A 25,939-nucleotide genomic window follows, 5' to 3' on the forward strand; every position below is an offset into this window, starting at 1 on the left:
ATCATGGTCTGCTGACCCACCGCCATCGCGAGCAAGCTCGCTCCCACAGTCGTTTTGGGTGATGGCAAAGGCTTGTATGGACATGTCTATCACCGACAGCCCGGGATTCAGCCCGTCAGTGATGTCACCTCTTGTGTTTCTGTTTGCCGCTCGCGCCCCTATAATGGCTGCCTTTTTCGCCCAATGATTTTGCGGAGCTGGTGATGGCCGAACGTAAGGCGTCTGTCGAGCGCGACACTCTGGAAACCCAGATCAAAGCCTCGATCAACCTGGATGGCACCGGAAAGGCCCGGTTTGATATCGGCGTGCCTTTCCTTGAGCACATGCTGGACCAGATCGCCCGTCACGGGCTGATCGACCTGGACATCGTCAGCAAGGGCGACCTGCATATCGACGACCACCATACGGTGGAAGACGTGGGTATCACCCTGGGCCAGGCCTTTACCAAAGCCATCGGCGACAAGAAGGGCATCCGTCGCTACGGCCATGCCTACGTGCCGCTCGATGAAGCGCTGTCGCGGGTGGTCATCGACTTCTCCGGCCGCCCGGGCCTGCAGATGCACGTGCCGTATACCCGTGCCACCGTCGGCGGCTTCGACGTCGACCTGTTCCAGGAATTCTTCCAGGGCTTCGTCAACCACGCCAACGTGACCCTGCACATCGACAACCTGCGCGGGCACAACACCCACCACCAGATCGAAACCGTGTTCAAGGCTTTCGGCCGCGCGCTGCGCATGGCCGTGGAGCTCGATGACCGCATGGCCGGCCAGATGCCTTCCACCAAGGGCGTCCTGTAATGCAGACGGTCGCGGTTATCGACTACGGCATGGGCAACCTGCACTCGGTGGCCAAGGCCCTCGAGCACGTGGGCGCCGGCAAGGTGCTGATCACCAGCGATGCCGACGTGATTCGCGAAGCCGACCGGGTGGTGTTCCCCGGCGTCGGCGCGATTCGTGATTGCATGGCCGAGATTCGTCGCCTGGGCTTCGACAAACTTGTGCACGAAGTCAGCCAGGATCGCCCGTTCCTCGGCATCTGCGTGGGCATGCAGGCCTTGCTCGACCGCAGCGAAGAGAACGACGGTGTCGATTGCATCTCGCTGTTCCCGGGCCAGGTGAAGTTCTTTGGCAAGGACCTGCACGAAGACGGCGAGCACTTGAAGGTCCCGCACATGGGCTGGAACGAAGTGAAGCAGACGGTGGATCACCCGCTGTGGCACAACATCCCGGACCTGGCGCGCTTCTATTTCGTGCACAGCTACTACATCGCCGCCGGCAATGCACGGCAGGTGGTGGGCAGCGGTCACTATGGCGTCGATTTCGCCGCAGTCCTGGCCGATGGTTCGCGCTTCGCCGTGCAGTTCCACCCGGAGAAGAGCCATACCCATGGCCTGCAATTGCTGCAGAACTTCGCGGCGTGGGACGGGCGCTGGTAATGGCCCGCAAGAAACCGCCGATCCTCACCCTCACGCCCGAGCAGGAGAGTGAGGCCAACCGCAAGATCCAGCGGTTCATGGAGGAGCGTTTCGAACTGGACCTGGGTTCGTTCGAAGCGGCGGAAATTCTTGACCTGTTTACCCGCGAAATTGCGCCGCACTATTACAACAGGGCGATTTTCGATGTGCAGACGCACCTTAAAGAAAGGTTCGACAGCATTGAAAGCGACTTGTGGGCGCTCGAGAAAAATTGATTTTCGAGCCAAGCTGAATATTCGTATTTGAAGGTTTGCCAGATGCTGATTATCCCCGCTATCGATCTCAAGGACGGCGCTTGCGTACGTCTGCGTCAGGGCCGCATGGAAGACTCCACGGTGTTTTCCGATGACCCGGTGAGCATGGCCGCCAAGTGGGTGGAGGGCGGCTGCCGCCGCCTGCATCTGGTCGACCTCAATGGCGCCTTCGAAGGGCAGCCGGTCAATGGCGAGGTGGTCACGGCCATTGCCAAGCGCTATCCGAACCTGCCGATCCAGATCGGCGGCGGCATTCGCTCGCTGGAAACCATCGAGCACTACGTCAAGGCCGGCGTGAGCTACGTGATCATCGGCACCAAGGCGGTGAAGGAGCCTGGGTTCGTTGCCGAAGCGTGCCGCGCGTTCCCGGGCAAGGTCATCGTTGGCCTCGACGCCAAGGACGGTTTTGTCGCCACCGACGGTTGGGCTGAAGTCAGCACCGTGCAGGTGATCGACCTGGCCAAGCGTTTCGAAGCCGACGGCGTGTCTGCCATCGTCTACACCGACATCGCCAAAGACGGCATGATGCAGGGCTGCAATGTCCCGTTCACCGCCGCCCTGGCTGCCGCCACCAAGATTCCGGTGATCGCCTCCGGTGGCATCCACAACCTGGGTGACATCAAGGCACTGCTCGACGCCAAGGCGCCGGGCATCATCGGTGCGATCACCGGTCGCGCGATCTACGAAGGCACCCTGGACGTCGCCGAGGCCCAGGCCTTCTGCGACTCCTACAAAGGCTGAGGACTCACCATGGCGCTGGCCAAACGCATCATCCCTTGCCTGGACGTGGACAACGGCCGGGTGGTCAAGGGTGTGAAGTTCGAGAACATCCGTGACGCCGGCGACCCGGTGGAAATCGCCCGTCGCTACGACGAACAGGGTGCGGACGAGATCACCTTCCTCGACATCACGGCCAGCGTCGACGGCCGCGATACCACCCTGCACACCGTCGAGCGCATGGCCAGCCAGGTGTTCATCCCGCTGACCGTGGGCGGTGGCGTGCGCACCGTGCAGGACATCCGCAACCTGCTCAATGCCGGAGCGGACAAAGTGTCGATCAACACTGCGGCGGTGTTCAACCCGGAGTTCGTCGGCGAAGCGGCCCAGCACTTCGGCTCGCAGTGCATTGTCGTGGCCATCGATGCCAAGAAGGTCTCCGGCCCGGGCGAAACCCCGCGTTGGGAAATCTTCACCCACGGCGGTCGCAAGCCCACGGGCCTGGACGCCGTCGAGTGGGCGAAGAAGATGGAAGGCCTTGGCGCCGGTGAAATCCTGCTGACCAGCATGGACCAGGACGGCATGAAAAACGGTTTCGACCTGGGCGTCACCCGCGCCATCAGCGATGCCCTGGGCATTCCGGTGATCGCGTCCGGCGGCGTTGGCAACCTGCAACACCTGGCCGACGGCATCCTGGAAGGCCATGCCAGTGCGGTGCTGGCGGCGAGCATTTTCCACTTTGGCGAATACACCGTGCCGGAAGCCAAGGCCTATATGGCTCATCGCGGGATCTGCATTCGCTGACCGCTGGACACCATGGCGGGCCCAAGGCACTCTTGGGCACACCATGGATTGCGGTAGCCCGACATGCTCAAACGCCTCGTTCTTGCCTTTGCCGGTGCCACGTTGCTGCTCGCAGGTACTGTCCGCGCCGCTGATACATCGCTGGTGTTGCTGACGGAAAACTTCCCCCCGTACAACATGGCCAAGAACGGCAAGAACTTCGCCCAGGACGAGAATATCCATGGCATCGCCGTGGACATCGTCCGCGAAATATTCAAGCGCGCCGATATCTCCTACAGCTTGACGCTACGTTTCCCTTGGGAGCGCATCTACAAACTCGCCCTGGAAAATCCGGGTTACGGTGTGTTTGTCATGGCGCGGTTGCCGGAGCGTGAGAAGCTTTTCAAATGGGTCGGCCCCATCGGTCCTGACGACTGGATCATGCTCGCCAAGGCCGACAGCAAGATCGCGCTCGACTCGCTGGAGCAGGCGCGCCAATACAAGATCGGTGCCTACAAGGGCGACGCAATCGCCGAGACGCTGGCCAAGCAGGGACTCAAGCCGATTGTCGTGTTGCGCGATCAGGACAACGCCAGGAAACTGGTCAACGGCCAGATCGACCTGTGGGCCACCGGGGACCCGGCCGGGCGTTACCTGGCGCGCCAGGAAGGGGTGACCGATCTCAAGACCGTGCTGCGCTTCAACAGTGCCGAGCTGTACCTGGCCTTGAACAAGGACGTGCCCGACGACGTGGTCGCCCGGCTCCAGGCTGCCTTGGATGAGCTGCGCAAGGAAGGGGCGGTGGACGCCATCATGGCGCGGTATCTCTGACCGCGAAAGCGGTGGGTCAGCTTGCGGAGATATTGAATGTGCGGCCCTCATCGCGAGCAAGCTCGCTCCCACAGGATATCTGCTGTGGACGCCAATCTTGTGCCCGATGCAAAACCGCTGTGGGAGCGAGCTTGCTCGCGATAGCGGTGGGTCAGCTTGCCGGGATATTGAATGTGCCGCCGTCATCGCGAGCAAGCTCGCTCCCACAGGGGATCTGCTGTGAGCGCCAATCTTGTGCCCGATGCAGAACCGATGTGGGAGCGAGCCTGCTCGCGATGGCGGCGACGCGGTCGTCGCCTACCGATAAACCCCATCCTTCCCATGCCCAGCCATCGCCCGATTGCTGCGCAGGCTGATCATCGACTTGATGTCGATCCATTCGATGCCCTGGGCCTTGAGCTTGGGTAGCTCGCGCTCGAGTACCGCCAGGGTCTGCGGATAGGGATGGCCGATCATCACGGCCGAGCCTTGTCGGCGGGCCAGGTCGATGGCGGTTTGCAGCTGTTGGGCGATGGCGGTTTCGGTGCGCTCGTCGTCCAGGAACACATCCCGCGACACACTGGCGAGGCCGATCTTTTGCGCTTCGGCTGCGGCGACGGTCTGGGCGCTGGTGCGGCTGTCGACGAAAAACTTGTGGCGTTGCTGCAAGCTCGCCATCAACCACGCCATGGCCTCGGGCTGGGCGGTCATGCGGCTGCCCATGTGGTTGTTGATCCCGCTGGTGTAGGGCACGGCGGCGAACGCGGCGTCGAGGCGCTTGCCCAGTTCCTCGATGGACAGGTCCGGATGCCAGGCGAACGGCCCGGTGGCCGGGTCCATGGGCATGTGCAGCATGACCAGCTTGCCGGCGCGATGGGCTTCGCGGGCGAATTCGGCGGCGTGGGGTGTGTCGGGCATGATCGCGGCGGTGACCGGCCCGGGGAGGGCCAGAACCCGACGGTCCCGAGGCAGGTTTTGCCCCAGGTCGTCGATGATCAGGCTCAGGTACGCCTTGTGCGGCGAAGAGGGCGTGGCGGGCGCCGCGTTAACGGCCCCCGCCAGCAGGCATAGCAGGACGAAGGTGAAACGCAGGCCCATCTCAGCGGCCGGACGTGATGTTCAACCCTTTGAGCAAGCTCAAGGCCTGGGCCAACTGATAGTCGTCATCCTGGGGCATTGGCTTGGCCTTGGCGCCGGAACCGGTCGGTTTGTCGGCGCCGCCGTTGCCGTTGCCCAAGTGCCCTTGCAGGTCGGCTTCCTTGAAGTACTCGCTGTCCTGCTCGTTGGTGATCTTGGCCTTGCGCACTTCGATGTCCGGGACAATGCCCTGGGCCTGGATGGAGCGGCCGTTGGGCGTGAAGTACAGCGCGGTGGTGATCTTCAGGGCACGATCGTTGTTCAATGGCAACACGGTCTGTACCGACCCCTTGCCGAAACTGGTGGTGCCCATGACCACACCGCGCTTCTGGTCCTGCAGGGCGCCGGCGACGATTTCCGAAGCCGAAGCGCTGCCGCCGTTGATCAGCACCACCAGTGGCACGGCTTCGCTCAAGTCGTTGCCAGTGGCCGAGAAGCGCAACTCGGAATTGGCGATGCGGCCCTTGGTGTAGACGATCAGGCCCTTGGTGATGAAGTGATCCACCACTTCCACGGCCGATTGCAGCACGCCGCCGGGGTTGTTGCGCAGGTCCAGGACCAGGCCGTTGAGTTTCTTGCCGTTGTCCTTGCGCATCTTGGCCAGGGCCTTGGCGACTTCTTCGCCGGTCTTGACCTGGAACTGGGTGATGCGGATGTAGCCGTAGCCCGACTCCAGCAACTGGCTTTTCACGCTCTTGACCTGGATGACCGCCCGCGTGAGGGTCACGTCGAACGGTGTGCCACCGTCGCGTACCAGGGTCAGGGTGATCTTCTGGCCGATCTTGCCGCGCATCTTGTCCACGGCTTCGGTCATGCTCTGGCCGCGGGTCGGCTGGCCGTTGATCTTGACGATGAAGTCACCGGCCTGGATGCCGGCCTTGGAAGCAGGTGTGTCGTCGATTGGCGAGACCACCTTGACGAAGCCGTCTTCGCTGCCGACCTCGATGCCCAGGCCGCCAAACTCGCCGCTGGTGCTTTCCTGCAGCTCGGCGAAATCTTCCGGGCCCAGGTATGCCGAGTGCGGGTCAAGGTTGCTGAGCATGCCCTTGATGGCGTTCTCCAGCAGCATCTTGTCATCCACCGGTTCCACGTAGGCGGCCTTGATCCGGTCCATGACCTCGGCAAAGGTGCGCAGTTCGTCCAGCGGCAGCGGCGCCTTGGTGGTTGCGGCCGTGGCGGCGGGGGCCGAAGGGGCCGGTTCGGCGGCAAAAGCCAGGGGTGCACCGATCACGAGGGCGATCGTCAGGGCCAGCGAGGTAAGGCGGGACAAATGCAGCATGTCGAACGAACTCCTTAATAGGATGGGCGCGCTTATCCTTGCGCACGACACCATTGGGCCGGGTCACTGGGGCGACCCTGCTGACGAATAGCGAAATACAGTGCTGGCGTATCCTGCCCGCCACTGTTACCGACCGTGGAGATGGACTCTCCGGCCTTGACCACGTCGCCCGCCGACTTGAGCAGCGTCTGGTTGTGGCCATACAGGCTCAAGTAACCGTTGCCGTGATCGAGGATCACCAGCAGGCCGGCGCCGCGCAACCAGTCGGCGAATACCACGCGCCCGCCATGCACGGCATGTACCTGGCTGCCGGCCGAGGCGCTGATCATCACCCCGTCCCACTTGGTGCGGGTGTCGTCGCCGCGGGTTTCACCGAAGCGCGCAAGCAATCGACCATTGACCGGCCAAGGAAGTTTGCCTCGGGCTGAAGCAAAAGCGCCGCCAAAGGTTTCGCCGTCACTGGAAACCAGTGCGCCGGGGGTGGATTTTGCCGGTTTGCGCGGTGCTTCGCCGGCGTCTGCGTCGGCCTGGGCTTCACGCAAACGCTTTTTTTCGGCTTCCTGCTGGGCGATCAGCGCTTTCTGGCGCGCTTCTTCCGCCTCTCGGGCCTGGCGGGCCAGGGTCTCTTCGATGGTTTTCAACACATTGGCCAGTTCGGCCTGGTCCTGCTCGCGGGCCTTGAGCTTGCTGTCGCGGGCCTTCACGTCGTCATTGAGCTTGGCCAGGGCCACCTGGCGTTCCTTGCGAACCTTCTCGAGTTCTTCGCGCTGGGTGTCGAGGCTGCTTTTCTGCACCAGCAACTGGGCCTGCTGCAGCTCGATGTCTTTTTCGACATTGGCCAGCTGGCGCAAGGTTTCATTGAAACTCTTGAGTTGTTCCAGGCGGGCCTGGCTCAGGTAATCGTAATACGTGAGGGTCCGGGCGAATTTCTCGGGGTTCTGCTGGTTGAGCAGCAGCTTGAGGTATTCCTGGCGGCCGTTCTGGTAGGCGGCCCGGGCCTGGATGGCGATCAGCTTTTGCTGTTCAGTGCGCGCGCTCTGGAGTTTTTTTTTCTCTCCATCGAGCCGCTGCAGCTCGGATTCGCTTTTCTTCAGTTCCTTTTGCAGGGCGTCGACCTGCTTCTCCAGCTTGCCCATCTCGGTTTCAGTGCCGCGCAGGTCTTTCTGCACGCTGGATTTTTCTTCCTGCAACTTGCCCAGCAGCTTTTTCAGCTCGGCAATGTCCTGGCGCGTGGCTTCCAACTGCTGTTGGGTTTGCGCGCGCTCGTCGGCAAAGGCCGGTTGGAGCAAGCAGGTCAGAACGAGGGCTATCAGGACGCGAAGCATAGAGGCGGGTGACACCAGGGAAAGGGACGGCCTAGTATGCCCGCCCCACGCTGCAAAAAAAACGCCCATTTGGGGCTGTGTGATAACTGGCCCGAAAAACACCAAGAACCCATGTGGGAGCGAGCTTGCTCGCGATGGCGGTGCATCAGTCAACATCAAGGTTGGCTGATCCGGCGCTATCGCGAGCAAGCTCGCTCCCACAGGGTTTGCGGAATCAGACCAGGATCGAAGTACCGGTCATTTCCGCCGGCTTTTCCATGCCCAGCAGCATCAGCATGGTCGGCGCCACGTCAGCCAGCACGCCACCCTCGCGGACCTTGAAGTCCCGCTTGCCGACATAGATGAACGGCACCGGCTCGGTGGTGTGGGCGGTGTGGGCCTGGCCGGTGGATTCGTCGGACATCTGCTCGACGTTGCCGTGGTCGGCCGTGATCAGTGCTTCGCCGCCGACCTTTTCCAGGGCCTCGACGATGCGGCCAACGCAGGTGTCCAGGCATTCCACGGCCTTGACCGCCGCCTCGAATATGCCGCTGTGGCCCACCATGTCGCCGTTGGCGTAGTTGACCACGATCACGTCGTAACGCTGGTTTTCAATGGCGTCGACGATACGGTCGGTCACTTCCGGTGCGCTCATCTCCGGTTGCAGGTCGTAGGTGGCGACTTTCGGCGAAGGGATCAGGATGCGTTCTTCGCCCGGGAAGGGCTCTTCACGGCCGCCGGAGAAAAAGAACGTCACGTGGGCGTACTTTTCGGTCTCGGCGATGCGCAGTTGGGTCTTGCCGTTTTTCGCCAGGTAGTCGCCCAGCACGTTTTCCAGGCTGCCGGCGGCGAAGGCCGAAGGCGCGGGAATGCTGGCGGCGTATTGGGTCAGCATCACGAAACCGGCCAGTTTTGGCTGGCGGGCACGCTCGAATTCCTTGAAATCGTCTTCGACGAACACGCGGGTCAGCTCGCGGGCGCGGTCGGCACGGAAGTTCATGAACACCACGGCATCGCCGTCTTCGACTTTCACCGGTTCGCCAATGGTGGTGGCCTTGACGAATTCATCGCTTTCGCCGCGCTCGTAGGCGGCTTGCAGGCCTTCCTGGGCGGTGGCGGCATTGAATTGGGCCTTGCCGTCGACGATCAGGTTGTAGGCCTGGGCCACGCGATCCCAACGGTTGTCACGGTCCATGGCGAAGTAGCGGCCGACGAGGCTGGCGATGCGCCCCTTGCCGAGGGCCTGGAACGTTGCGTCCAGCAGCTCGATCGACGAGGTGGCGCTTTTCGGCGGGGTGTCGCGGCCATCGAGGAACGCGTGCAGGTAGATCTTCTCGGCGCCGCGCTTGGCAGCCAGCTCGGCCATGGCGACCAGGTGGTCCTGGTGGCTGTGCACGCCACCGTCGGACAGCAGGCCCATGAAGTGCACGGCCTTGCCGGCGGCCACGGCCTTATCCACGGCGGCGCAGATGGTCGGGTTTTCGAAGAAGTCGCCGTCGCGGATCGATTTGGTCACGCGGGTGAAGTCCTGATACACCACGCGGCCTGCGCCGAGGTTCATGTGGCCGACTTCGGAGTTGCCCATCTGCCCGTCCGGCAGGCCGACGTCCATGCCGCTGCCGGAGATCAGGCCGTTGGGCACGGTGGCCCACAGGCGGTCCAGCACAGGCTTGTTGGCCGAATACACGGCGTTGGATTCGTGGCTGTCACTGTGACCGAAGCCGTCGAGAATCATCAGGACCAAAGGTTTAGGCGTGGTAGTCATGGAATCCACTCGTGGCGGGTTAAAAGAAGACGATGGAAAAGGGACGGGCAGTTTAAAGGTAAGTTCCGGCGGCGTCACCGCCGGGCGGGGTTTGGCCGGCCTTGCGTGCTGTGTATACTGGCCGACATTTTAACGCCCTGGAACCTCCTTCGATGGTTGCTCACCTGATTCAATTTGCCACTAACCACTACATTCTCGTCGGTATCTTCGTCGTGCTGCTGGCGTTGCTGGTTGCCCACACGATGCAGGGCGGCGGTCGCAGCCTGAGCACTGGCGAGCTGACCGCACTGGTCAACAAGGATGCCGGCGTGGTGGTGGACATCCGCCCGAGCAAGGATTACGCCGCCGGTCACATTGTCGGGGCGGTGAACATTCCCCAGGACAAACTGATGGCGCGGATCGGCGAGCTGGAAAAACACAAGGCCAAGACGCTGATCCTGGTGGACGCCCAAGGCCAGCACGCCGGCACCCACGCCCGCGAACTGATGAAGTCCGGTTTCACCGCCGCCAAGCTGTCCGGCGGCGTTGCCAGCTGGAAAGCCGACAATCTGCCCCTGGTGAAGTGAAATGCCCCACGTTGTTGTCTATTCCAGCGATTACTGCCCCTATTGCTCCAGAGCCAAGTTCCTGCTCCAGAACAAAGGCGTGGCCTTCGAAGAGATCAAGGTCGACGGCAAGCCGCAACTGCGCGCCGAAATGACCCAGAAGGCCGGGCGTTCGTCCGTGCCGCAGATCTGGATCGGCAGCACCCACGTGGGCGGTTGCGACGATCTGTATGCCCTGGAGCGCGCTGGCAAGCTCGACGCGCTGCTCGAGGCCTGAATTTCCCACTAAAGAACCTGAAAGTAAGAAGGATCTGCGATGACTGACCAACAGAACACAGCTGCCAGCGAAGAAGAAGCCGCACCGCAATTCTCCTTGCAGCGCATTTATGTACGTGACCTGTCCTTCGAGGCCCCGAAAAGCCCGGCGATCTTTCGCCAGCAGTGGGAGCCGAGCGTAGGCCTGGACCTGAACACCCGTCAGAAAGCCCTGGAAGATGACTTCCACGAAGTGGTGCTGACCCTGTCGGTCACCGTCAAGAACGGTGACGAAGTGGCGTTCATCGCTGAAGTGCAACAGGCCGGGATCTTCCTGATCAAGAACCTGGATGCCCCTTCGATGAGCCACACCTTGGGCGCGTTCTGCCCGAACATCCTGTTCCCTTACGCCCGGGAAACCCTGGACAGCCTGGTGACCCGCGGCTCGTTCCCGGCCCTGATGCTGGCGCCGGTGAACTTCGATGCCCTGTATGCGCAAGAACTGCAGCGCATGCAACAAGAAGGCGGCGCGACCGTTCAGTAAGCGTCGACCGTCGGGCATAGCGTCCGACAGCCAGGCACAAAACCTGTGGGAGCCGAGCCCTGTGGGAGCCGAGCTTGCTCGCGATGAACGATGACGCGGTTTGCAGTTGAACCGTGTCGACTTCATCGCGAGCAAGCTCGGCTCCCACAGGCTCGCTCCCACAGGTGTTTCTGGCTGACAGGAAGGGCTCAGGCGAAGCCGTTCTGCCGCCACGCCTCATAAACCGCCACCGCCACGGTATTGGACAGGTTCAGGCTGCGGCAGCCTTCGCGCATTGGCAGGCGCAGGCGCTGTTCGGCGGGCAGGGCGTCCAGTACGTCGGCCGGCAGGCCACGGCTTTCCGGGCCGAACAGGAACGCATCACCGGCGACGAAGCTGGCGTCATGGAACGGCCGCGAACCCTTGGTGGTAAAGGCGAACAGACGCGGATGCCCGAGGCTTTCCAGACAACTGGCGAGGTCGGCGTGACGCTGCAAGGTGGCATACTCGTGGTAGTCGAGGCCGGCGCGGCGCAGGCGCTTGTCGTCCATGTCGAAGCCCAGCGGTTCGATCAAATGCAGGTGGCAGCCGCTGTTGGCGCACAGCCTGATGACGTTGCCGGTATTCGGCGGAATTTCCGGTTGAAAAAGGATGACGTGAAACATGCACGGCTCCGCAGATAAAGATGAGCGGCATTCTACGCCGCAAACCGACCGACGTTCGAAGCTAATGCCTCGGGTGATGGGCTCTTTGGCGATTGTCGGCATGATGGTCGGGCTGATGATCGGGCGCTTGACCACGCCCGACCCGAGCGCCTTGCAACAGATCGAGGTGACAGACGGAACGCTGGTGGCCTGGTTCAACAACGAACCCAAGCTCCATGGAGAAATTGTCGACGGCTCAGTGGCGCTGCTGTTCCAGGCAGAAGGCCGGCCGCAGAAGGGCCAGCTCAAGCTCAACGGCAAGGATGTGAACTGGCGGGTGCGTTCGAGTGACGAGGGGTTGTTGCTGACGTTGGTGGCGGCGCGTCCATTGCGAGGGGAGTGGACCGGCAGCGAGGTGGATGATCGCTGGCGGCTGGAGGTCCGTCTCCAGGAGCAATAAAAGAGGGAATCCCCGGCCTGCCTGTACCAAGGTCCCCAAAACGGGAGGGCTCGCGGTTGGCGCACAGCCCTGGTGTAAAGAAGGGAAACCTTGACCTGCCTGTATCAAGGCCCCCAAAACAGTGGGCTCGTTGAGCCCGGTATAAAAGGGGGAATCCCCGGCCTGCCTGTACCAAGGTCCCCGAAACTGGGTAGTGATCTAGCTATTGCAGGGGGCGTGCCAGTTTTAAATTATTTGTCACAAAAATGCTTCCTTTGACGCAAAAGCCCCGTATTCCGGGGCTTTTGCTTTTGTTTGTGCGGTTTTTTTCGAGCTGGGCCGATTGGCTTTGGCGGGTGGTGCATGTGCAATTGCGGTTCGCAGTGCATTGATGCGGTGCATGAAGCTTTTAAAAGCATCGCGAGCAAGCCCGCTCCCACAGGATGGACTGCCCCCCAAAAAGTTGGACACCAATATGACTTTTGGGGGCCGTCCAGGAATTGCATTTCCCTTGTGGGAGCGAGCTTGCTCGCGATTGGGCCTTTAAATTCAGCGAAGGGCTAAAGACCGATCAGCCCTCATCCCCGTCATCATCATCCCCACCATCGACCTTCATCCCCAATTCCTTGATCTTGCGGGTCAAGGTATTGCGGCCCCAGCCCAGCAGCACGGCGGCGTCGCGGCGGCGGCCGGCGGTGTGTTTGAGGGCGGTTTCGATCATGATCCGCTCGAAGGCCGGTACCGCGCTGTCCAACAGGCTCGACTGACCGCGAGCCAGGGCCTGGTCGGCCCACTGGCGCAGGGCTTGCTCCCAGTTGGTCACGGGGGCCGAATCCTGCGGCAGGCTCAGCAGTTCCGGCGGCAGGTCGCTGATGTGCACTTCGCGACCTGAAGCCATCACCGTGATCCAGCGGCAGGTGTTCTCCAACTGGCGGACGTTGCCCGGCCACGGCAGGTTCTTGAGGTATTCCTCGGTTTCGCTCTTGAGCAGCTTGGGCTCGACCGCCAGTTCCTGGGCCGCGCGGCTGAGGAAGTGCCGGGCCAGGGTCGGGATGTCTTCGCGACGATCCGCCAGGCGCGGGATATGAATGCGGATGACGTTCAGGCGGTGGAACAAGTCCTCACGGAATTTGCCGGCGTGAACCAGGGTTTCCAGGTTCTGGTGGGTCGCGGCGATGATGCGCACGTCCACCTTGACCGGTGTATGGCCGCCGACCCGATAGAACTCGCCATCGGCCAGCACGCGCAGCAAGCGGGTCTGGGTGTCGGCCGGCATGTCGCCGATTTCATCGAGGAACAACGTGCCGCCGTCGGCTTGCTCGAAGCGCCCGCGCCGCAGGTTGGCCGCGCCGGTGAAGGCGCCTTTTTCGTGGCCGAACAGCTCGGACTCCATCAAGTCCTTGGGAATGGCCGCCATGTTCAGCGCGATGAACGGCGACGCCGCCCGTGGGCTGTGACGGTGCAGGGCGTGGGCCACCAGTTCCTTGCCGGTGCCCGACTCGCCGTTGATCAGCACAGTGATGTTGGAGTGGCTCAAGCGCCCGATGGCGCGAAACACTTCCTGCATCGCCGGCGCTTCGCCGATGATTTCCGGGGTGCGGGCCAGGGCCGGCACCTCTTCCATTCCCTGTTGTTCCTGGGCGTGCTGGTTGGCGCGCTTGACCAGCGATACGGCTTCGTCGACGTCAAATGGCTTGGGCAGGTATTCAAAAGCGCCGCCCTGGTAGGACGCCACGGCGCTGTCCAGGTCGGAATGGGCGGTCATGATGATCACCGGCAGCCGCGGATGCTGTTCGCGAATCCGCGCCAACAGGTCCAGGCCGCTGGCGCCGGGCATGCGGATGTCGGAGATGATGACGTCCGGTTGCTGACGCGCCAGGCGACTCATCACCCCATCGGCGCTGTCGAAGCTCTGGGTGGTCATGCCTTCCTGTTGCAAGGCTTTTTCCAGGACCCAACGGATAGAACGGTCGTCATCGACGATCCACACGGTTTCACTACGGCTCATGTCGATGTGGCTCCTTGTTCCAGTGGCAGGAAGATCGAGAAAGTGGTGTGGCCGGGGTGGCTTTCACATTCGATCAAGCCCTGATGCTGACTGATGATGTTCTGGGTAATGGCCAGGCCCAGCCCGGTACCGTCCGGACGGCCGCTGACCATGGGGAAAAAGATGGTTTCCTGCAGTTCGGCAGGGATGCCCGGACCGTTGTCGATGATTTCGATCTTGGTCACCAGGCGATGGCGCACGTGGCCGATGGTGAACTGGCGCATGGCGCGGGTGCGCAGGCTGATGCGACCCAGGCGCAGTTCGTTCTGGCTGCTGATGGCCTGCATCGCGTTGCGCACGATGTTCAGTACCGCCTGGATCATCTGCTCGCGGTCGATCAAGACGTCGGGAATGCTCGGGTCATAGTCGCGCACCAAAGTGATGCAGCCCTGGCTTTCCGCTTCAACCAGGCTGCTGACGCGCTCCAGTACCTCATGAACGTTGCACATCGCCAGGGATGGCAGCTTGTTCGAGCCGAGCATGCGGTCCACCAGGTTCCGCAGGCGGTCGGCTTCCTCGATGATGACGTTGGTGTAGTCCTTGAGGCTTTCTTCCGGCAGTTCGCGGGCGAGCAACTGTGCCGCGCCACGTATTCCGCCGAGAGGGTTCTTGATCTCGTGGGCCAGGCCGCGTACCAGCATCTTGCTGGTTTCCTGCTTGGACAACTGCGCCTCCTCCTTGGTGATGCGCAGCAAGCGATCACGCGGGTGGACTTCCAGCAGCAGCAAGGTGGCGCCGTTGTTCAGGATCGGTGTGACCGCATAATCCACGGTCAGGGTCTGGCCGGTCAGGGCGGTGAGCATCGCCTCGCGCTTGGTGAACGGGTGAGCCTGCTCCACCGCTTGGCGCAGGGAATTGAGCGCTTCGGCGGATTCGGTGAACAACTCGCTGATGAACTGCCCGTGGCTGCGCTGGCCGCTGACGGCCAGGAGCATCTCCGCCGCCGGGTTCATGTACTCCAGACGCAGTTCGGCGTCCAGCAGGATGGTCGCGGTGGTGAGGTTGTCGAGCAGCAAGCGGTGTAGTGCGTCGCTAATGGTCATCAGGACCTCTTTTGGAGCGTAGCAACTCGGGACCGGTCCCAAATTGCGCGCGCGATTAATGCGCTGTCACAAGGAAAATGCAAAAACCAAACCAAGGCTCCGAAAAGAAGCGTTTAGAGCCTCAAAAGGGTGTTTTACGCTCGCTTGCGTGGCGTTCTGCCAGCTTTTTCGGGTACTTTCGAACCAAAATGGGTTTTTGGGCTGGGTGGCGTGCAAGCTATTGCACCAATATAGTGCGATGGCCTGCGTGGTGTTAGAAGAACGGCAAGATGCTGCTTTTTTCTTCTTCGGGTTTTTCGGCGCGAGGGCACTCGGGGCGTTGACCGTAATCGGCCGCGGCACAGGGCTTGATGCGGCGCTTCTGCGCCAGGGATATGCGCTGCATGTGGAAGGGCTGGTTGGCGGTGCGTTCGACGATACGGTCCTGTTCGTCGAGGATTTCGACCGCCAGGTGATGGGTGCCTCGATCGATGTCGCTCAAGGCGAATACCGGGCTCGGCCCCGGCGCGCCCGTTGGCTTGCCGTCGAGCAGCAGGCGGTAGCGATGGCCTTTTTTCAGGCCCGGTTCGCTGGTGACACTGACGATCAATTCGCCTGCGGTGCTGCGTATCGTCGCGTCCGGCTCGGGAATCAACAGCCTGAGCATTTCGTAATGAAACAAGGGTTCGGGCCGGGCTTCGGTCGCGGGCGCCGGGGCTGTACCCGTGGGCGGCGCTGGCATCCGGTTGCCGGGTGGCAGTTGGACTTTCTTTGCGTTGCCGGGGCGCGGCTGATCGGTGAACACGCGATTGCCCTGGGCATCGATGTAGGTGTAGACCTGCGCCACGCCGGGCATCGCCGCCAGCGCCAGGCCCAGCGCGAGCAGCCAGCGGATCATGGCTGGTGTACCCGTTGGACGGTGAAGGTGACGGTTTCGCTTTGCTGCACGAGGTTGTCGCCGTCGATGACTTGAACCGCCAGGCTGTGCTCGCCCCGGTCGATATTCACCAATTGCAGGCGCGGCACGTTGCTCGGCTGGCCGTAGGGCTGGCCGTCCAGCAGCAGCCGGAACAGATGCGGGCTGCGTAGGCGCGGTTGAGCGTGTACGCCAACGGTGAAGGTGCCGTTGTTGGCGCGCAGGGCTTCTTCGGTGGGAATGTCGGTCAGTTCCAGGGTTTCGTAGGCATCGCGCGGCTTTTCGCTGTTGGCGGGAGGCGTCGGTGTGCCCGGGCTGGCCGGAGACTGGCGTTCGATGCTGTTGAGCGGCGGCAACTCCACCGTCTGGGCCGGGACGCCTTGGGGCGGCTGGTTGCTGTAGGCGGTATTGCCCTCGGCGTCGGTGTACTTGTAGATCTGCGCGGCAGCGGGCAGTGCCAGCAGCGACAACAGGATGATTGAAAAAACGCGCCCCATAAAATCGACCGAAAACTGAAAGTGTTGAGTTGCAGCATAGGTCAGGGGGGAGGGTTGGCCCAAGTTGTTGTGTGTTGGGCCATGACCTGTCCTGTGGGAGCGAGCTTGCTCGCGATGGCGGAGTGTCAGGCACTGAGGTGTTGAATGTGCCGGCCTCATCGCGAGCAAGCTCGCTCCCACAGGGGAAGGAGGGCTTAAGCTTTTGGGGAGATACACAGCTCCCCGGTCGCTCGGATCAGGGCGAGCCGGTGCACCGGATGCTGTTTGTCGTGGTGGGTGGCACGGGCCAGCCATTGCGGACACTGCGGATCGGTGCGGTAGGGGGCGAAGTCGGCCAGTTGTTGCAGCAGGCGTTTTTGCAGGCGGTCGAGCTGCGGGCGGATCTGCCCCACCAGGTCCGGGCGCGGGAGGTCCGGGGCCTTGCCGTCCAGGGCCCAGTCGGACAAGTTGATGTACTGCACCATTTTGTTGGCTTCTATCTGGGCGGCAAAAAACGCTTCCACGGTTTCGCCGCTCAGTTTGTAGGCCGGTGCCTGGGCGACGGCGGCGGCGATGACTTCACGCTCGCGCTGACGGTCCTCTACGGGTTTGCCACTGTCCCATTTACTCAGCGCCACTTGATCGGCGATGGCCAGGCGTTCGCCAATGGCGTTAAGCAGCGGGGTCAGGGCCTCGGGGGCGGGAGTCGAGGCGGCGTCGGCGGTGGAGGCCAGCAGCGCGGCAGACAGGGCAAGGCAGAGCTTGAAGCGCAAAGTCATGGGCAGTCTCGTCTTCTAGGGGGAGCGACGGGGCATCATGCACGTAACCGGCGCCCATAAAAAAGGCCTCCCGAAGGAGGCCTCTCTTTGTTTCACGCCGTACGTGACGGCGCTACCGGATCAGCAGCTGTAGTACAGCTCATATTCCAGTGGGTGTACGAAGGTGCGAACCTTGATTTCTTCTTCGCTTTTCAGCGCGATGTAAGCGTCGATGAAGTCATCGCTGAATACGCCGCCTTTGGTCAGGAACGCACGGCCCTTGTCCAGTTCTTCCAGGGCTTCTTTCAGGCTGCCACATACCTGTGGGATTTCCTTGGCCTCTTCAGGCGGCAGGTCATACAGGTTTTTGTCAGCGGCATCGCCAGGGTGGATCTTGTTCTGGATACCGTCCAGGCCGGCCATCATCAGTGCAGCGAAGGCCAGGTACGGGTTGGCAGCCGGATCCGGGAAGCGTGCTTCGATACGGCGGGCTTTAGGGCTGTTCACGTAAGGAATACGGATCGAGGCGGAACGGTTGCGAGCCGAGTAGGCCAGCATGACCGGGGCTTCGAAGCCTGGTACCAGACGCTTGTAGGAGTTGGTCGACGGGTTGGTGAAGCCGTTCAGGGCCTTACCGTGCTTGATGATACCGCCGATGAAGTACAGGGCAGTGTCCGACAGACCGGCATAGCCTTCGCCTGCGAAGGTGTTCTTGCCGTCCTTGGAGATCGACATGTGAACGTGCATGCCCGAACCGTTGTCGCCGTACAGAGGCTTCGGCATGAAGGTCGCGGTGCGGCCGTAGGCGTCAGCAACGTTGTGTACGCAGTACTTGAGGGTCTGTACTTCGTCAGCCTTCTTGACCAGCGTGTTGAATTTCACGCCGATTTCGTTCTGGCCGGCAGTCGCCACTTCGTGGTGGTGAACTTCGACGGTCTGGCCCATTTCTTCCAGTGCGTTGCACATGGAGGTACGGATTTCGTGGTCGAAGTCGAACGGTGGAACCGGGAAGTAACCGCCTTTGATGCCTGGACGGTGGCCTTTGTTGCCGCCTTCCACGTCCTGGTCGGACATCCACGAACCTTGTTCGGAGAAGATCTTGAACATGGAGCCGGAGATGTCGGACTTGAACTTGACCGAGTCGAAGATGAAGAACTCAGGCTCAGGACCGAAGAAAGCGGTGTCGCCGATACCGGTGGACTTCAGGTATTCCTCGGCGCGGTGGGCGATGGCGCGTGGGTCGCGGTCATAGCCTTGCATGGTCGAAGGTTCGATGATGTCGCAGACCAGGATCAGGGTCGGCTCTTCGGTGAACGGGTCCAGGACGGCGGTTTCGTCGTCCGGCATCAGGATCATGTCGGAGGCTTCGATGCCTTTCCAGCCAGAGATGGAGGAGCCGTCGAACATTTTCCCGATTTCAAAGAATTCGTCGTCCAGCGCATCACGGGCCGGCATGGTCACGTGATGTTGAGTACCTTTGGTGTCAGTGAAGCGCAGATCAATCCACTTGACGTCATGATCTTTGATGAGTTGAACCGACTTCGACATATGTCCTCCGGGTGGCTTCGGGCGGGTAGTGGAGTGCCCTTAGATATGGGTGATGCCGGCGCGAATACTCTGCCAAGGCAACCTGCCTCACAAGGGAGCAAATTGCATGCCAGTGCCCCAGCATGGGTTTTTTGCACCAAATCCACGCTTTTAAAGGCGTAAATCAAAGATTGTCAGACAATAACGCACTGCAATGTGGCGCCGCCAATCGATAATGACCTGTTTTGGTGCGTCCAAAACCATCTGCACATTAACTGGTTAAACCTTGAGCAATTTCCGCTATAATCCGCGCCCCCCTTTTTCGGCTGGCCGTTCGCGCGCTGTTTTCATGAAACTAATCGTAAAAGTCTTCCCCGAGATCACCATCAAGAGCCGCCCGGTACGGATGCGTTTCATCCGCCAGTTGGCCAAGAACATCCGTGCCGTGCTCCGAGACCTGGATCCGGCCGTGGTGGTGAATGGCGTGTGGGACAACCTCGAACTGGAAACCCGTGTCAGCGAACCCAAGCTTCTGAAGGAAATGACCGAGCGCCTGAGTTGCATGCCAGGCATCGCGCATTTTTTGCAAGTCGATGAATACCCGCTGGGGGATTTCGACGACATCCTTGCCAAATGCATGCTTCATTATGGTGACGCACTGGCCGGCAAGATCTTTTCGGTGCGTTGCAAGCGCGCCGGCAAGCACGCGTTCAGCTCGATGGATGTGGAGAAGTTCGTCGGCAGCCAGTTGCGCCGGCAATGCGGCGCGGCCGGTATTTCGTTGAAAGACCCGGAAATCGAAGTGCGCATCGAAATTCGCGACCAGCGGCTGTTCGTGATCCACAGCCAGCACAACAGCATCGGCGGTTATCCGCTGGGTTCGCTGGAGCAGACCCTGGTGCTGATGTCCGGTGGCTTCGACTCCACGGTGGCCGCCTACCAGATCATGCGTCGCGGGTTGATGAGCCATTTCTGCTTCTTCAACCTCGGCGGGCGAGCCCATGAACTGGGCGTGATGGAGGTGGCGCACTTCATCTGGAAGAAGTACGGCAGCTCCCAACGCGTGTTATTTGTGAGTGTGCCGTTCGAGGAAGTCCTGGGCGAGATTCTCGGCAAAGTCGATAACAGTCATATGGGCGTCATTTTGAAGCGTATGATGTTGCGCGCCGCTTCACGAATTGCCGACCGCCTGCAGATCGATGCGCTGGTGACCGGCGAGGCGATTTCCCAGGTGTCGAGCCAGACGTTGCCGAACCTGTCGGTGATCGACTGCGTGACCGAGAAGCTGGTCTTGCGTCCACTGATCGCCAGCCACAAGCAGGACATCATCGACCAGGCCAACGAAATCGGCACCGCCGAGTTTGCCCGGCACATGCCGGAATACTGCGGCGTCATCTCGGTCAATCCGAAGACGGCGGCCAAGCGCGGGCGGGTGGAGCACGAAGAGAAAGAATTCGACATGGCGGTGCTCGAGCGAGCGCTCGAAAACGCCAGGCTGGTGCCGATCGATCGCGTCATCGACGAATTGGGCCAGGACATCAAGGTTGAAGAAGTCGGCGAAGCGCTGGCCGGTCAGATCATCATCGACATCCGCCACCCGGATGACGCTGAAGACGACCCGCTGAGTGTCGCCGGCATCGAGGTAAAAACGATGCCGTTCTATGCCGTGAACGCGCGTTTCAAGGAACTGGACCCTACTCGCCAGTACCTGCTGTATTGCGACAAAGGCGTGATGAGTCGCCTGCATGCCCACCATTTGCTCAGTGAGGGGCATGCCAATGTGCGCGTTTATCGACCGAGCTAAGTGCCCGGGGCTGTTTGCCTGTGGCCTGCGTCACCGGCCCCCCGACGCCGCCGACAGGCTGTAACGGCTTTGTCGGACTCAACGTAAATCGCTGCCACGACCTGTCAGCACACCGAATCCTCTGATCGAGATACACAAGTGATCGAAAATCTACGCAACATCGCCATCATCGCCCACGTTGACCATGGTAAGACCACCCTGGTAGACAAACTCTTGCGTCAATCCGGCACCCTGGAGCGCAACGAGCTCAACGACGAGCGCGTGATGGACTCCAACGACCAGGAAAAAGAGCGCGGTATTACCATCCTGGCGAAAAACACCGCCATCAACTGGAACGGCTACCACATCAACATCGTGGACACCCCGGGCCACGCCGACTTCGGTGGTGAAGTAGAGCGCGTGATGTCGATGGTCGACTCCGTGCTGCTGCTGGTTGACGCCCAGGACGGCCCTATGCCGCAAACCCGTTTCGTGACCAAGAAGGCCTTCGAAGCCGGCCTGCGTCCGATCGTGGTCATCAACAAGGTCGACCGTCCAGGCGCGCGTCCGGACTGGGTTCTGGACCAGATCTTCGACCTGTTCGACAACCTGGGTGCCACCGAAGAACAGCTGGACTTCAAAGTCGTCTATGCCTCGGCCCTGAACGGCATTGCCGGTCTGGACCACACCGCCATGGCTGAAGACATGACCCCGCTGTACCAGTCGATCGTCGACGACGTACCGGCGCCGAAAGTCGACCGTGACGGTCCGTTCCAGATGCAGATCTCGGCACTGGACTACAACAGCTTCCTGGGTGTGATCGGCGTTGGCCGTATCGCCCGTGGTCGCATCAAGCCGAACACCCCGGTGGTCGCCATCGACGCCGACGGCAAGAAGCGCAACGGTCGTATCCTCAAGCTGATGGGTCACCACGGCTTGCACCGCATCGACGTTGAAGAAGCTGCGGCCGGCGACATCGTCTGCATCAGCGGCTTCGAGCAACTGTTCATCTCCGACACCCTGTGCGACCCACTGAACGTCGAAGCGATGAAACCGTTGACCGTCGACGAGCCAACCGTTTCCATGACCTTCCAGGTCAACGACTCGCCATTCTGCGGTAAAGAAGGCAAGTTCGTGACCAGCCGTAACATCAAGGAGCGCCTGGACAAAGAGCTGCTCTACAACGTTGCCCTGCGCGTTGAAGAAGGCGACTCGGCCGACAAGTTCAAAGTGTCCGGCCGTGGTGAGCTGCACCTCTCGGTACTGATCGAAACCATGCGTCGCGAAGGCTTCGAAATGGGCGTGGGTCGTCCTGAAGTGATCATCCGCATGGTTGATGGCGTCAAGCACGAACCGTACGAAAACGTGACCATCGACCTGCCGGAAGAATCCCAGGGCGCGATCATGGAGCAAATGGGCCTGCGTAAAGGCGACCTGACCAACATGGTTCCGGATGGCAAGGGCCGTGTGCGCCTTGAGTACAACATCCCGGCCCGTGGCCTGATCGGTTTCCGTAACGAGTTCCTGACCCTGACCTCCGGTGGCGGCATCCTGACCTCGATCTTCGATCGTTACGACGTGATGAAGTCCGGCGACATGTCCGGCCGTCAGAACGGCGTGCTGGTATCGGTTGCGACCGGCAAGGCCTTGACCTACTCGCTGGAAACCTTGCAAGCGCGCGGCAAGCTGTTCGTCGAGCACGGCCAGGATATCTACGAAGGTCAAATCGTCGGCCTGAACAGCCGCGACAACGACCTGGGCGTGAACCCGACCAAAGGCAAGAAGCTCGACAACATGCGTGCTTCGGGCAAGGACGAAACCATCGCCCTGGTTCCGCCGGTCAAGTTCACCCTGGAGCAAGCGCTGGAGTTCGTGCAGGAAGACGAACTGTGCGAAGTGACGCCGAAGTCGATTCGCCTGCGTAAGAAAATCCTTGGCGAAAGCGAGCGTACCCGCGCTGCCAAGAAAAGCGGTAACTGAGTTTCGACTTAGTTAGCGGCTGAAAAAAACGCCCCTGATTGTGAGATCAGGGGCGTTTTTTTATGCCTGGGATTTGTGTGGTGCTTGTCAGGGCCCCTTCGCGAGCAAGCTCGCTCCCACAGTGGATTTGCAGTGGGTACAGATGTTGTGTCCGACATCAATTTCCCTGTGGGAGCGAGCTTGCTCGCGATGGCGTCGGCTCAGGCACCGCTGAACCAGCTACCGATCAGAATTTGTCCAACGTCCGCGAATTCCGCTCGCGCTCCACTTCCTTGGGCTTGTAGGCACAATACCCTGGTCGCGGCCCAATTCGCGGATGGTTGCGGCAGGTGTCCGGGCGCTTCTCGTAAATGGTGCACAACCGGCTCTTGCGGTCCAGATAAAGGCAATCGTTGTTGCTCATGCGCTGGAGTGTGAAAATTTCCGACTTCTGGTTGTAGCGCTCGACGATCCCTTCCTTTTGCAGGCGCTTGGCGATGTTCTTCGGCGGATCGCCCAGTTCGAACTCATCGACGATGCCGATACGGATCAGGTCCTTGATCTTGGCTTCCACCGGCAGTGTGCAGCAGCTCGACACGCAGGAACCGCACATCGGGGCGGAGTACTTGGCCCAGGTATCGAGTCGGTCGATCTCCGCGGCGGCGATCAGGTTGGGCTTCATCATCACGGTTTACCAGCATGCATCAGGGCGCGCGATCATACCGGGACTGGTGAAATTTTGAACGACCATCCGCCAGTTTTTTTTCATTCGGGACAAACCGCTCCCGGACCGGCACGGCCCCTGCATTCATTCGCTTATCCGGCAATTCTCTGACGACGATTCTCCGTCACAGGGAAAAACCACCGAACCAGAGCCTGTGCCGTCTGTCAGACCGACTAGGCTCAGACAATTCCATGCTCGTTCGAGGTCTCATCAATGACTCAAGAACCACTTGTTCGCGAAGCTGAAGTCGCTGCATTTCGCGACGCCGTGTTGACCAAACTCACTTACGCCGTCGGCAAGGACCCGGATCATGCGTTTGATCACGATTGGTTCGAAGCCATTGCCCTGGCCGCCCGCGACCACATGGTCGAACACTGGATGGATCACACGCGGCAGATCTACCGCAAGGGCCAGAAGCGCGTCTATTACCTCTCCCTGGAATTCCTCATCGGTCGCTTGCTCTACGACAGCCTGAGCAATCTCGGCCTGCTGGACACCGCGCGCGAGGCCCTGACCGAGCTGGGCGTGGACCTGGAGCGCATCCGCCTGCTCGAACCCGATGCGGCGCTGGGCAACGGTGGCCTTGGTCGCTTGGCGGCGTGTTTCATGGAAAGCATGTCCACACTGGGCATCGCCGGCCATGGCTACGGCATTCGTTATGAGCACGGCCTGTTCCGCCAGGCGATTGTCGATGGCTGGCAGCAGGAGCAGACCGAGCATTGGCTGGATTTCGGCAACCCGTGGGAGTTCGAGCGGCCGGAGGTGGTCTACCCGATCGGCTTTGGCGGCAGCGTCGAGACCGTCACCGACGACACCGGCAAGACCCGGCAAGTCTGGTCCCCGGCCGAAACCGTGCGGGCCATTGCCTATGACACCCCGGTGGTGGGTTGGCGTGGTGCCAGCGTCAACACCCTGCGCCTGTGGCGCGCCCGGGCCGTGGAAGACCTGCACCTGGAACGCTTCAACGCCGGCGACCACTTGGGCGCGGTGGCGGAAGTGGCCCGGGCCGAAAGTATTTCCCGCGTGCTCTACCCGGCCGACAGCACCGAAGCCGGCCAGGAACTGCGCCTGCGCCAGGAATATTTCTTTGTCGCCGCCTCGTTGCAGGACTTGCTGCGCCGCCATCGCAACATGCACACCTCGGTGCTGACCCTGGGCGATCACGCGGCGATCCAGCTCAACGACACGCACCCGTCCATCGCCGTGGCCGAGCTGATGCGGCAACTGGTGGATGTCTATGACGTGGCCTGGGATGCGGCCTGGCAGATCACCCAGGACACGCTGTCCTACACCAACCACACGCTGCTGCCCGAAGCCCTGGAGACCTGGCCGGTGGGGCTGATGGAACGCATGTTGCCCCGGCACATGCAGATCATCTACCTGATCAACGCCCAGCACATCGATTCGCTGCGGGCCAAAGGCGTGCACGATTTCGATGTGCTGCGCTCGGTTTCGCTGATCGAAGAGGACAACGGCCGCCGGGTGCGCATGGGTAACCTGGCGTTCCTCGGTTCCCACAGTGTCAACGGCGTGTCCGGGTTGCACACCCAACTGATGCGCAGCACGGTGTTCTCCGAGCTGCACAAGCTCTATCCGGATCGGATCAACAACAAGACCAACGGCATCACCTTCCGCCGCTGGTTGTTCCAGGCCAACGCCGAATTGACCTCGATGATGGTGGACGCCCTCGGCCCGAGCGTGCTCGACAACCCCGAGGAGCGCCTGATCGAGCTGGAACCGTTTGCCGACAAGGCGGCGTTTCGCAAGCAGTTCGCCGAGCAGCGCCTGCACAGCAAGAAAGCCCTGGCTTACCTGATCCACGAACGACTGGGCATTGCCGTGAACCCGGCGGCGATGTTCGACGTGCAGGTCAAGCGGATCCACGAATACAAGCGCCAGTTGCTCAACCTGATGCACACCGTGGCGTTGTACCAGGCGATTCGCGCCGAGCCGGAAGTGGACTGGGTGCCACGGGTGAAGATTTTCGCCGGCAAGGCCGCCGCCAGTTACCACCAGGCCAAGCTGATCATCAAGCTGACCAACGACATCGCCCGAGTGGTGAACAACGACCCGACCGTGCGTGGCTTGCTCAAAGTGGTGTTCCTGCCCAATTACAACGTCAGCCTGGCCGAAAGCATCATCCCCGCGGCGGACCTGTCGGAGCAGATTTCCACCGCCGGCTTCGAAGCGTCGGGCACCAGCAACATGAAGTTCGGCCTCAACGGCGCGCTGACCATCGGTACCATGGACGGCGCCAATGTCGAGATGCATGAGCGCGTCGGTGGCGAGCACATGTTCATTTTTGGCCTGACGGCTGAACAAGTGGAAGCGCGCAAGCAAAACGGTGAGTTCAGCGCTGCGCCGGACATCGCCGCCTCCCATCGCCTGAACGATGTATTGCAGGCGATTCGCGGCGGGGTGTTCTCGCCGGATGATCCGATGCGCTACGCCGGGCTTGTCGACTCGCTGGTGGACTACGACCGCTTCCTGGTCTGTGCTGATTTCGACTCGTACTGGAACGCCCAGGCCCGGGTCGAAGAGCGTTGGCACGACGATAAGCAATGGTGGCGTTCGGCGGTGCTCAACACCGCGCGCATGGGCTGGTTCTCCTCGGACCGGACCATCCGTGAATACGCCACCGACATCTGGAAAGCCCTGGAGTAGCATTTGCTGCAAGAAATGTGAGCGAAGCCCAACGGCGGTTGGGCTTCGTCGATATACTAGGCGCCAGTTTCGCCGGGCGGTGTGGCCGGACTCAGCAATTGGCAGCGCCAACATTCCAATGTGGGAGCGAGCTT

25 protein-coding genes are annotated in these 25,939 nt (G+C 61.3%); 13 read left to right on the forward strand and 12 right to left on the reverse strand.

Annotation, left to right across the window (positions count from 1 at the left end; genetic code table 11):
- Positions 1-203: 203 nt before the first annotated feature.
- The 6 genes from hisB to BLU85_RS16955 all read left to right on the forward strand — a co-directional run bounded on the left by hisB (position 204) and on the right by BLU85_RS16955 (position 4,059).
- Entirely contained in the window at positions 204-797 is a 594-nt protein-coding gene (gene hisB, locus BLU85_RS16930; protein ID WP_003186751.1) for an imidazoleglycerol-phosphate dehydratase HisB, read from the forward strand.
- Positions 797-1,435, forward strand: coding sequence for an imidazole glycerol phosphate synthase subunit HisH (hisH, locus tag BLU85_RS16935; protein WP_092201174.1), 639 nt, complete (start codon positions 797-799; stop codon positions 1,433-1,435). Before hisB ends, hisH begins: the two co-directional genes overlap by 1 nt.
- Positions 1,435-1,689, forward strand: a complete 255-nt coding sequence (locus BLU85_RS16940) for a DUF2164 domain-containing protein (protein WP_092201172.1) — start codon at positions 1,435-1,437, stop codon at positions 1,687-1,689. Before hisH ends, BLU85_RS16940 begins: the two co-directional genes overlap by 1 nt.
- Positions 1,690-1,731: 42 nt before the next feature.
- Positions 1,732-2,469 (forward strand): 1-(5-phosphoribosyl)-5-[(5-phosphoribosylamino)methylideneamino]imidazole-4-carboxamide isomerase, encoded by a 738-nt coding sequence (gene hisA / locus BLU85_RS16945; RefSeq protein ID WP_092201171.1) that lies wholly within the window; start codon positions 1,732-1,734, stop codon positions 2,467-2,469.
- A gap of 9 nt (positions 2,470-2,478) precedes the next feature.
- Positions 2,479-3,249 carry an imidazole glycerol phosphate synthase subunit HisF gene (gene hisF / locus BLU85_RS16950; RefSeq protein ID WP_003196830.1) on the forward strand — a complete coding sequence of 257 codons (771 nt, stop codon included), beginning with the start codon at positions 2,479-2,481 and terminating at the stop codon, positions 3,247-3,249.
- Between the two features lie 63 nt (positions 3,250-3,312).
- Positions 3,313-4,059, forward strand: a complete 747-nt coding sequence (locus BLU85_RS16955; RefSeq protein ID WP_092201169.1) for a substrate-binding periplasmic protein — start codon at positions 3,313-3,315, stop codon at positions 4,057-4,059.
- A gap of 297 nt (positions 4,060-4,356) precedes the next feature.
- Here BLU85_RS16955 and BLU85_RS16960 read toward each other — a convergent pair whose 3' ends face one another.
- The 4 genes from BLU85_RS16960 to gpmI all read right to left on the reverse strand — a co-directional run bounded on the left by BLU85_RS16960 (position 4,357) and on the right by gpmI (position 9,523).
- The gene (locus BLU85_RS16960) at positions 4,357-5,136 is read right to left on the reverse strand and encodes a divergent polysaccharide deacetylase family protein (protein WP_092201167.1); all 780 of its coding nucleotides are present in this window, start codon (positions 5,134-5,136) and stop codon (positions 4,357-4,359) included.
- Between the two features lies 1 nt (position 5,137).
- Positions 5,138-6,454, reverse strand: a complete 1,317-nt coding sequence (locus tag BLU85_RS16965; RefSeq protein ID WP_060739610.1) for a S41 family peptidase — start codon at positions 6,452-6,454, stop codon at positions 5,138-5,140.
- A 32-nt stretch (positions 6,455-6,486) separates the two neighbouring features.
- The gene (locus BLU85_RS16970; RefSeq protein WP_092201165.1) at positions 6,487-7,779 is read right to left on the reverse strand and encodes a murein hydrolase activator EnvC family protein; all 1,293 of its coding nucleotides are present in this window, start codon (positions 7,777-7,779) and stop codon (positions 6,487-6,489) included.
- A 214-nt stretch (positions 7,780-7,993) separates the two neighbouring features.
- Entirely contained in the window at positions 7,994-9,523 is a 1,530-nt protein-coding gene (gpmI, locus tag BLU85_RS16975; RefSeq protein ID WP_092201163.1) for a 2,3-bisphosphoglycerate-independent phosphoglycerate mutase, read from the reverse strand.
- A 152-nt stretch (positions 9,524-9,675) separates the two neighbouring features.
- On the opposite strand from gpmI, the gene BLU85_RS16980 reads away from it, so the two are divergent.
- From BLU85_RS16980 to secB, 3 genes are read left to right on the forward strand one after another with little or no spacing between them, the layout of a single operon-like run.
- Positions 9,676-10,089 carry a rhodanese-like domain-containing protein gene (locus tag BLU85_RS16980; protein ID WP_092201161.1) on the forward strand — a complete coding sequence of 138 codons (414 nt, stop codon included), beginning with the start codon at positions 9,676-9,678 and terminating at the stop codon, positions 10,087-10,089.
- Position 10,090: 1 nt separating this feature from the next.
- Positions 10,091-10,345 carry a glutaredoxin 3 gene (gene grxC / locus BLU85_RS16985; protein ID WP_092201159.1) on the forward strand — a complete coding sequence of 85 codons (255 nt, stop codon included), beginning with the start codon at positions 10,091-10,093 and terminating at the stop codon, positions 10,343-10,345.
- Positions 10,346-10,384: 39 nt separating this feature from the next.
- Positions 10,385-10,867 (forward strand): protein-export chaperone SecB, encoded by a 483-nt coding sequence (gene secB / locus BLU85_RS16990; protein WP_060739605.1) that lies wholly within the window; start codon positions 10,385-10,387, stop codon positions 10,865-10,867.
- A gap of 188 nt (positions 10,868-11,055) precedes the next feature.
- Here the strand turns inward: secB and trmL are convergent, their stop codons facing one another.
- Positions 11,056-11,511 (reverse strand): tRNA (uridine(34)/cytosine(34)/5-carboxymethylaminomethyluridine(34)-2'-O)-methyltransferase TrmL, encoded by a 456-nt coding sequence (gene trmL, locus BLU85_RS16995; RefSeq protein WP_053117534.1) that lies wholly within the window; start codon positions 11,509-11,511, stop codon positions 11,056-11,058.
- Between trmL and BLU85_RS17000 the strand changes: the two genes are divergently transcribed.
- The gene (locus BLU85_RS17000; protein WP_092201157.1) at positions 11,510-11,950 is read left to right on the forward strand and encodes a hypothetical protein; all 441 of its coding nucleotides are present in this window, start codon (positions 11,510-11,512) and stop codon (positions 11,948-11,950) included. The two genes, trmL and BLU85_RS17000, sit on opposite strands and share 2 nt — an antisense overlap.
- A 550-nt stretch (positions 11,951-12,500) precedes the next feature.
- Here BLU85_RS17000 and ntrC read toward each other — a convergent pair.
- From ntrC to glnA, 6 genes are all read right to left on the reverse strand, one after another.
- Positions 12,501-13,937: a nitrogen regulation protein NR(I) gene (ntrC, locus tag BLU85_RS17005; protein ID WP_060739603.1), complete on the reverse strand. Its 1,437-nt coding sequence runs from the start codon at positions 13,935-13,937 to the stop codon at positions 12,501-12,503.
- Positions 13,934-15,019 (reverse strand): nitrogen regulation protein NR(II), encoded by a 1,086-nt coding sequence (gene glnL / locus BLU85_RS17010; RefSeq protein WP_053117539.1) that lies wholly within the window; start codon positions 15,017-15,019, stop codon positions 13,934-13,936. Before glnL ends, ntrC begins: the two co-directional genes overlap by 4 nt.
- 253 nt (positions 15,020-15,272) lie before the next feature.
- Positions 15,273-15,896 (reverse strand): DUF4124 domain-containing protein, encoded by a 624-nt coding sequence (locus BLU85_RS17015; RefSeq protein ID WP_092201155.1) that lies wholly within the window; start codon positions 15,894-15,896, stop codon positions 15,273-15,275.
- Positions 15,893-16,411 carry a DUF4124 domain-containing protein gene (locus BLU85_RS17020; protein ID WP_092201153.1) on the reverse strand — a complete coding sequence of 173 codons (519 nt, stop codon included), beginning with the start codon at positions 16,409-16,411 and terminating at the stop codon, positions 15,893-15,895. The genes BLU85_RS17015 and BLU85_RS17020 overlap by 4 nt, the downstream gene beginning before the upstream one ends.
- Before the next feature lie 194 nt (positions 16,412-16,605).
- Positions 16,606-17,169, reverse strand: coding sequence for a chorismate mutase (locus BLU85_RS17025; protein ID WP_092201151.1), 564 nt, complete (start codon positions 17,167-17,169; stop codon positions 16,606-16,608).
- Positions 17,170-17,289: 120 nt separating this feature from the next.
- Complete coding sequence (gene glnA, locus BLU85_RS17030; protein WP_014336114.1) at positions 17,290-18,696, reverse strand: type I glutamate--ammonia ligase; 1,407 nt, start codon at positions 18,694-18,696, stop codon at positions 17,290-17,292.
- 328 nt (positions 18,697-19,024) lie between these two features.
- On the opposite strand from glnA, the gene thiI reads away from it, so the two are divergent.
- Positions 19,025-20,479: a tRNA uracil 4-sulfurtransferase ThiI gene (thiI, locus tag BLU85_RS17040; RefSeq protein ID WP_092201150.1), complete on the forward strand. Its 1,455-nt coding sequence runs from the start codon at positions 19,025-19,027 to the stop codon at positions 20,477-20,479.
- 138 nt (positions 20,480-20,617) lie between these two features.
- Positions 20,618-22,438, forward strand: a complete 1,821-nt coding sequence (gene typA, locus BLU85_RS17045; protein ID WP_003186725.1) for a translational GTPase TypA — start codon at positions 20,618-20,620, stop codon at positions 22,436-22,438.
- Positions 22,439-22,664: 226 nt separating this feature from the next.
- Here typA and BLU85_RS17050 read toward each other — a convergent pair whose 3' ends face one another.
- Entirely contained in the window at positions 22,665-23,102 is a 438-nt protein-coding gene (locus BLU85_RS17050; protein ID WP_092201148.1) for a YkgJ family cysteine cluster protein, read from the reverse strand.
- A 252-nt stretch (positions 23,103-23,354) separates the two neighbouring features.
- Here BLU85_RS17050 and BLU85_RS17055 point away from each other — a divergent pair, with 252 nt between their 5' ends.
- Entirely contained in the window at positions 23,355-25,805 is a 2,451-nt protein-coding gene (locus tag BLU85_RS17055; RefSeq protein WP_092201146.1) for a glycogen/starch/alpha-glucan phosphorylase, read from the forward strand.
- The last annotated feature ends 134 nt before the right edge of the window (positions 25,806-25,939 follow it).

The organism is Pseudomonas sp. NFACC14, from assembly GCF_900106885.1.
GTDB classification, from domain to species: domain Bacteria; phylum Pseudomonadota; class Gammaproteobacteria; order Pseudomonadales; family Pseudomonadaceae; genus Aquipseudomonas; species Aquipseudomonas fluorescens_AA.

Excerpts from the sequence above, each read along its gene's own strand:
- hisF (WP_003196830.1), top strand. The coding sequence starts at position 2,479 with ATGGCGCTGGCCAAACGCATCATCCCTTGCCTGGACGTGGACAACGGC.
- BLU85_RS16960 (WP_092201167.1), bottom strand. The coding sequence starts at position 5,136 with ATGGGCCTGCGTTTCACCTTCGTCCTGCTATGCCTGCTGGCGGGGGCC.
- thiI (WP_092201150.1), top strand. The coding sequence starts at position 19,025 with ATGAAACTAATCGTAAAAGTCTTCCCCGAGATCACCATCAAGAGCCGC.
- hisA (WP_092201171.1), top strand. The coding sequence starts at position 1,732 with ATGCTGATTATCCCCGCTATCGATCTCAAGGACGGCGCTTGCGTACGT.
- BLU85_RS17020 (WP_092201153.1), bottom strand. The coding sequence starts at position 16,411 with ATGGGGCGCGTTTTTTCAATCATCCTGTTGTCGCTGCTGGCACTGCCC.
- hisB (WP_003186751.1), top strand. The coding sequence starts at position 204 with ATGGCCGAACGTAAGGCGTCTGTCGAGCGCGACACTCTGGAAACCCAG.
- BLU85_RS16970 (WP_092201165.1), bottom strand. The coding sequence starts at position 7,779 with ATGCTTCGCGTCCTGATAGCCCTCGTTCTGACCTGCTTGCTCCAACCG.
- grxC (WP_092201159.1), top strand. The coding sequence starts at position 10,091 with ATGCCCCACGTTGTTGTCTATTCCAGCGATTACTGCCCCTATTGCTCC.
- BLU85_RS16940 (WP_092201172.1), top strand. The coding sequence starts at position 1,435 with ATGGCCCGCAAGAAACCGCCGATCCTCACCCTCACGCCCGAGCAGGAG.
- BLU85_RS17050 (WP_092201148.1), bottom strand. The coding sequence starts at position 23,102 with ATGATGAAGCCCAACCTGATCGCCGCCGCGGAGATCGACCGACTCGAT.
- BLU85_RS17000 (WP_092201157.1), top strand. The coding sequence starts at position 11,510 with ATGCACGGCTCCGCAGATAAAGATGAGCGGCATTCTACGCCGCAAACC.
- trmL (WP_053117534.1), bottom strand. The coding sequence starts at position 11,511 with ATGTTTCACGTCATCCTTTTTCAACCGGAAATTCCGCCGAATACCGGC.
- glnA (WP_014336114.1), bottom strand. The coding sequence starts at position 18,696 with ATGTCGAAGTCGGTTCAACTCATCAAAGATCATGACGTCAAGTGGATT.
- BLU85_RS17025 (WP_092201151.1), bottom strand. The coding sequence starts at position 17,169 with ATGACTTTGCGCTTCAAGCTCTGCCTTGCCCTGTCTGCCGCGCTGCTG.
- BLU85_RS17015 (WP_092201155.1), bottom strand. The coding sequence starts at position 15,896 with ATGATCCGCTGGCTGCTCGCGCTGGGCCTGGCGCTGGCGGCGATGCCC.
- hisH (WP_092201174.1), top strand. The coding sequence starts at position 797 with ATGCAGACGGTCGCGGTTATCGACTACGGCATGGGCAACCTGCACTCG.
- glnL (WP_053117539.1), bottom strand. The coding sequence starts at position 15,019 with ATGACCATTAGCGACGCACTACACCGCTTGCTGCTCGACAACCTCACC.
- secB (WP_060739605.1), top strand. The coding sequence starts at position 10,385 with ATGACTGACCAACAGAACACAGCTGCCAGCGAAGAAGAAGCCGCACCG.
- BLU85_RS17055 (WP_092201146.1), top strand. The coding sequence starts at position 23,355 with ATGACTCAAGAACCACTTGTTCGCGAAGCTGAAGTCGCTGCATTTCGC.
- ntrC (WP_060739603.1), bottom strand. The coding sequence starts at position 13,937 with ATGAGCCGTAGTGAAACCGTGTGGATCGTCGATGACGACCGTTCTATC.
- BLU85_RS16965 (WP_060739610.1), bottom strand. The coding sequence starts at position 6,454 with ATGCTGCATTTGTCCCGCCTTACCTCGCTGGCCCTGACGATCGCCCTC.
- BLU85_RS16955 (WP_092201169.1), top strand. The coding sequence starts at position 3,313 with ATGCTCAAACGCCTCGTTCTTGCCTTTGCCGGTGCCACGTTGCTGCTC.
- BLU85_RS16980 (WP_092201161.1), top strand. The coding sequence starts at position 9,676 with ATGGTTGCTCACCTGATTCAATTTGCCACTAACCACTACATTCTCGTC.
- gpmI (WP_092201163.1), bottom strand. The coding sequence starts at position 9,523 with ATGACTACCACGCCTAAACCTTTGGTCCTGATGATTCTCGACGGCTTC.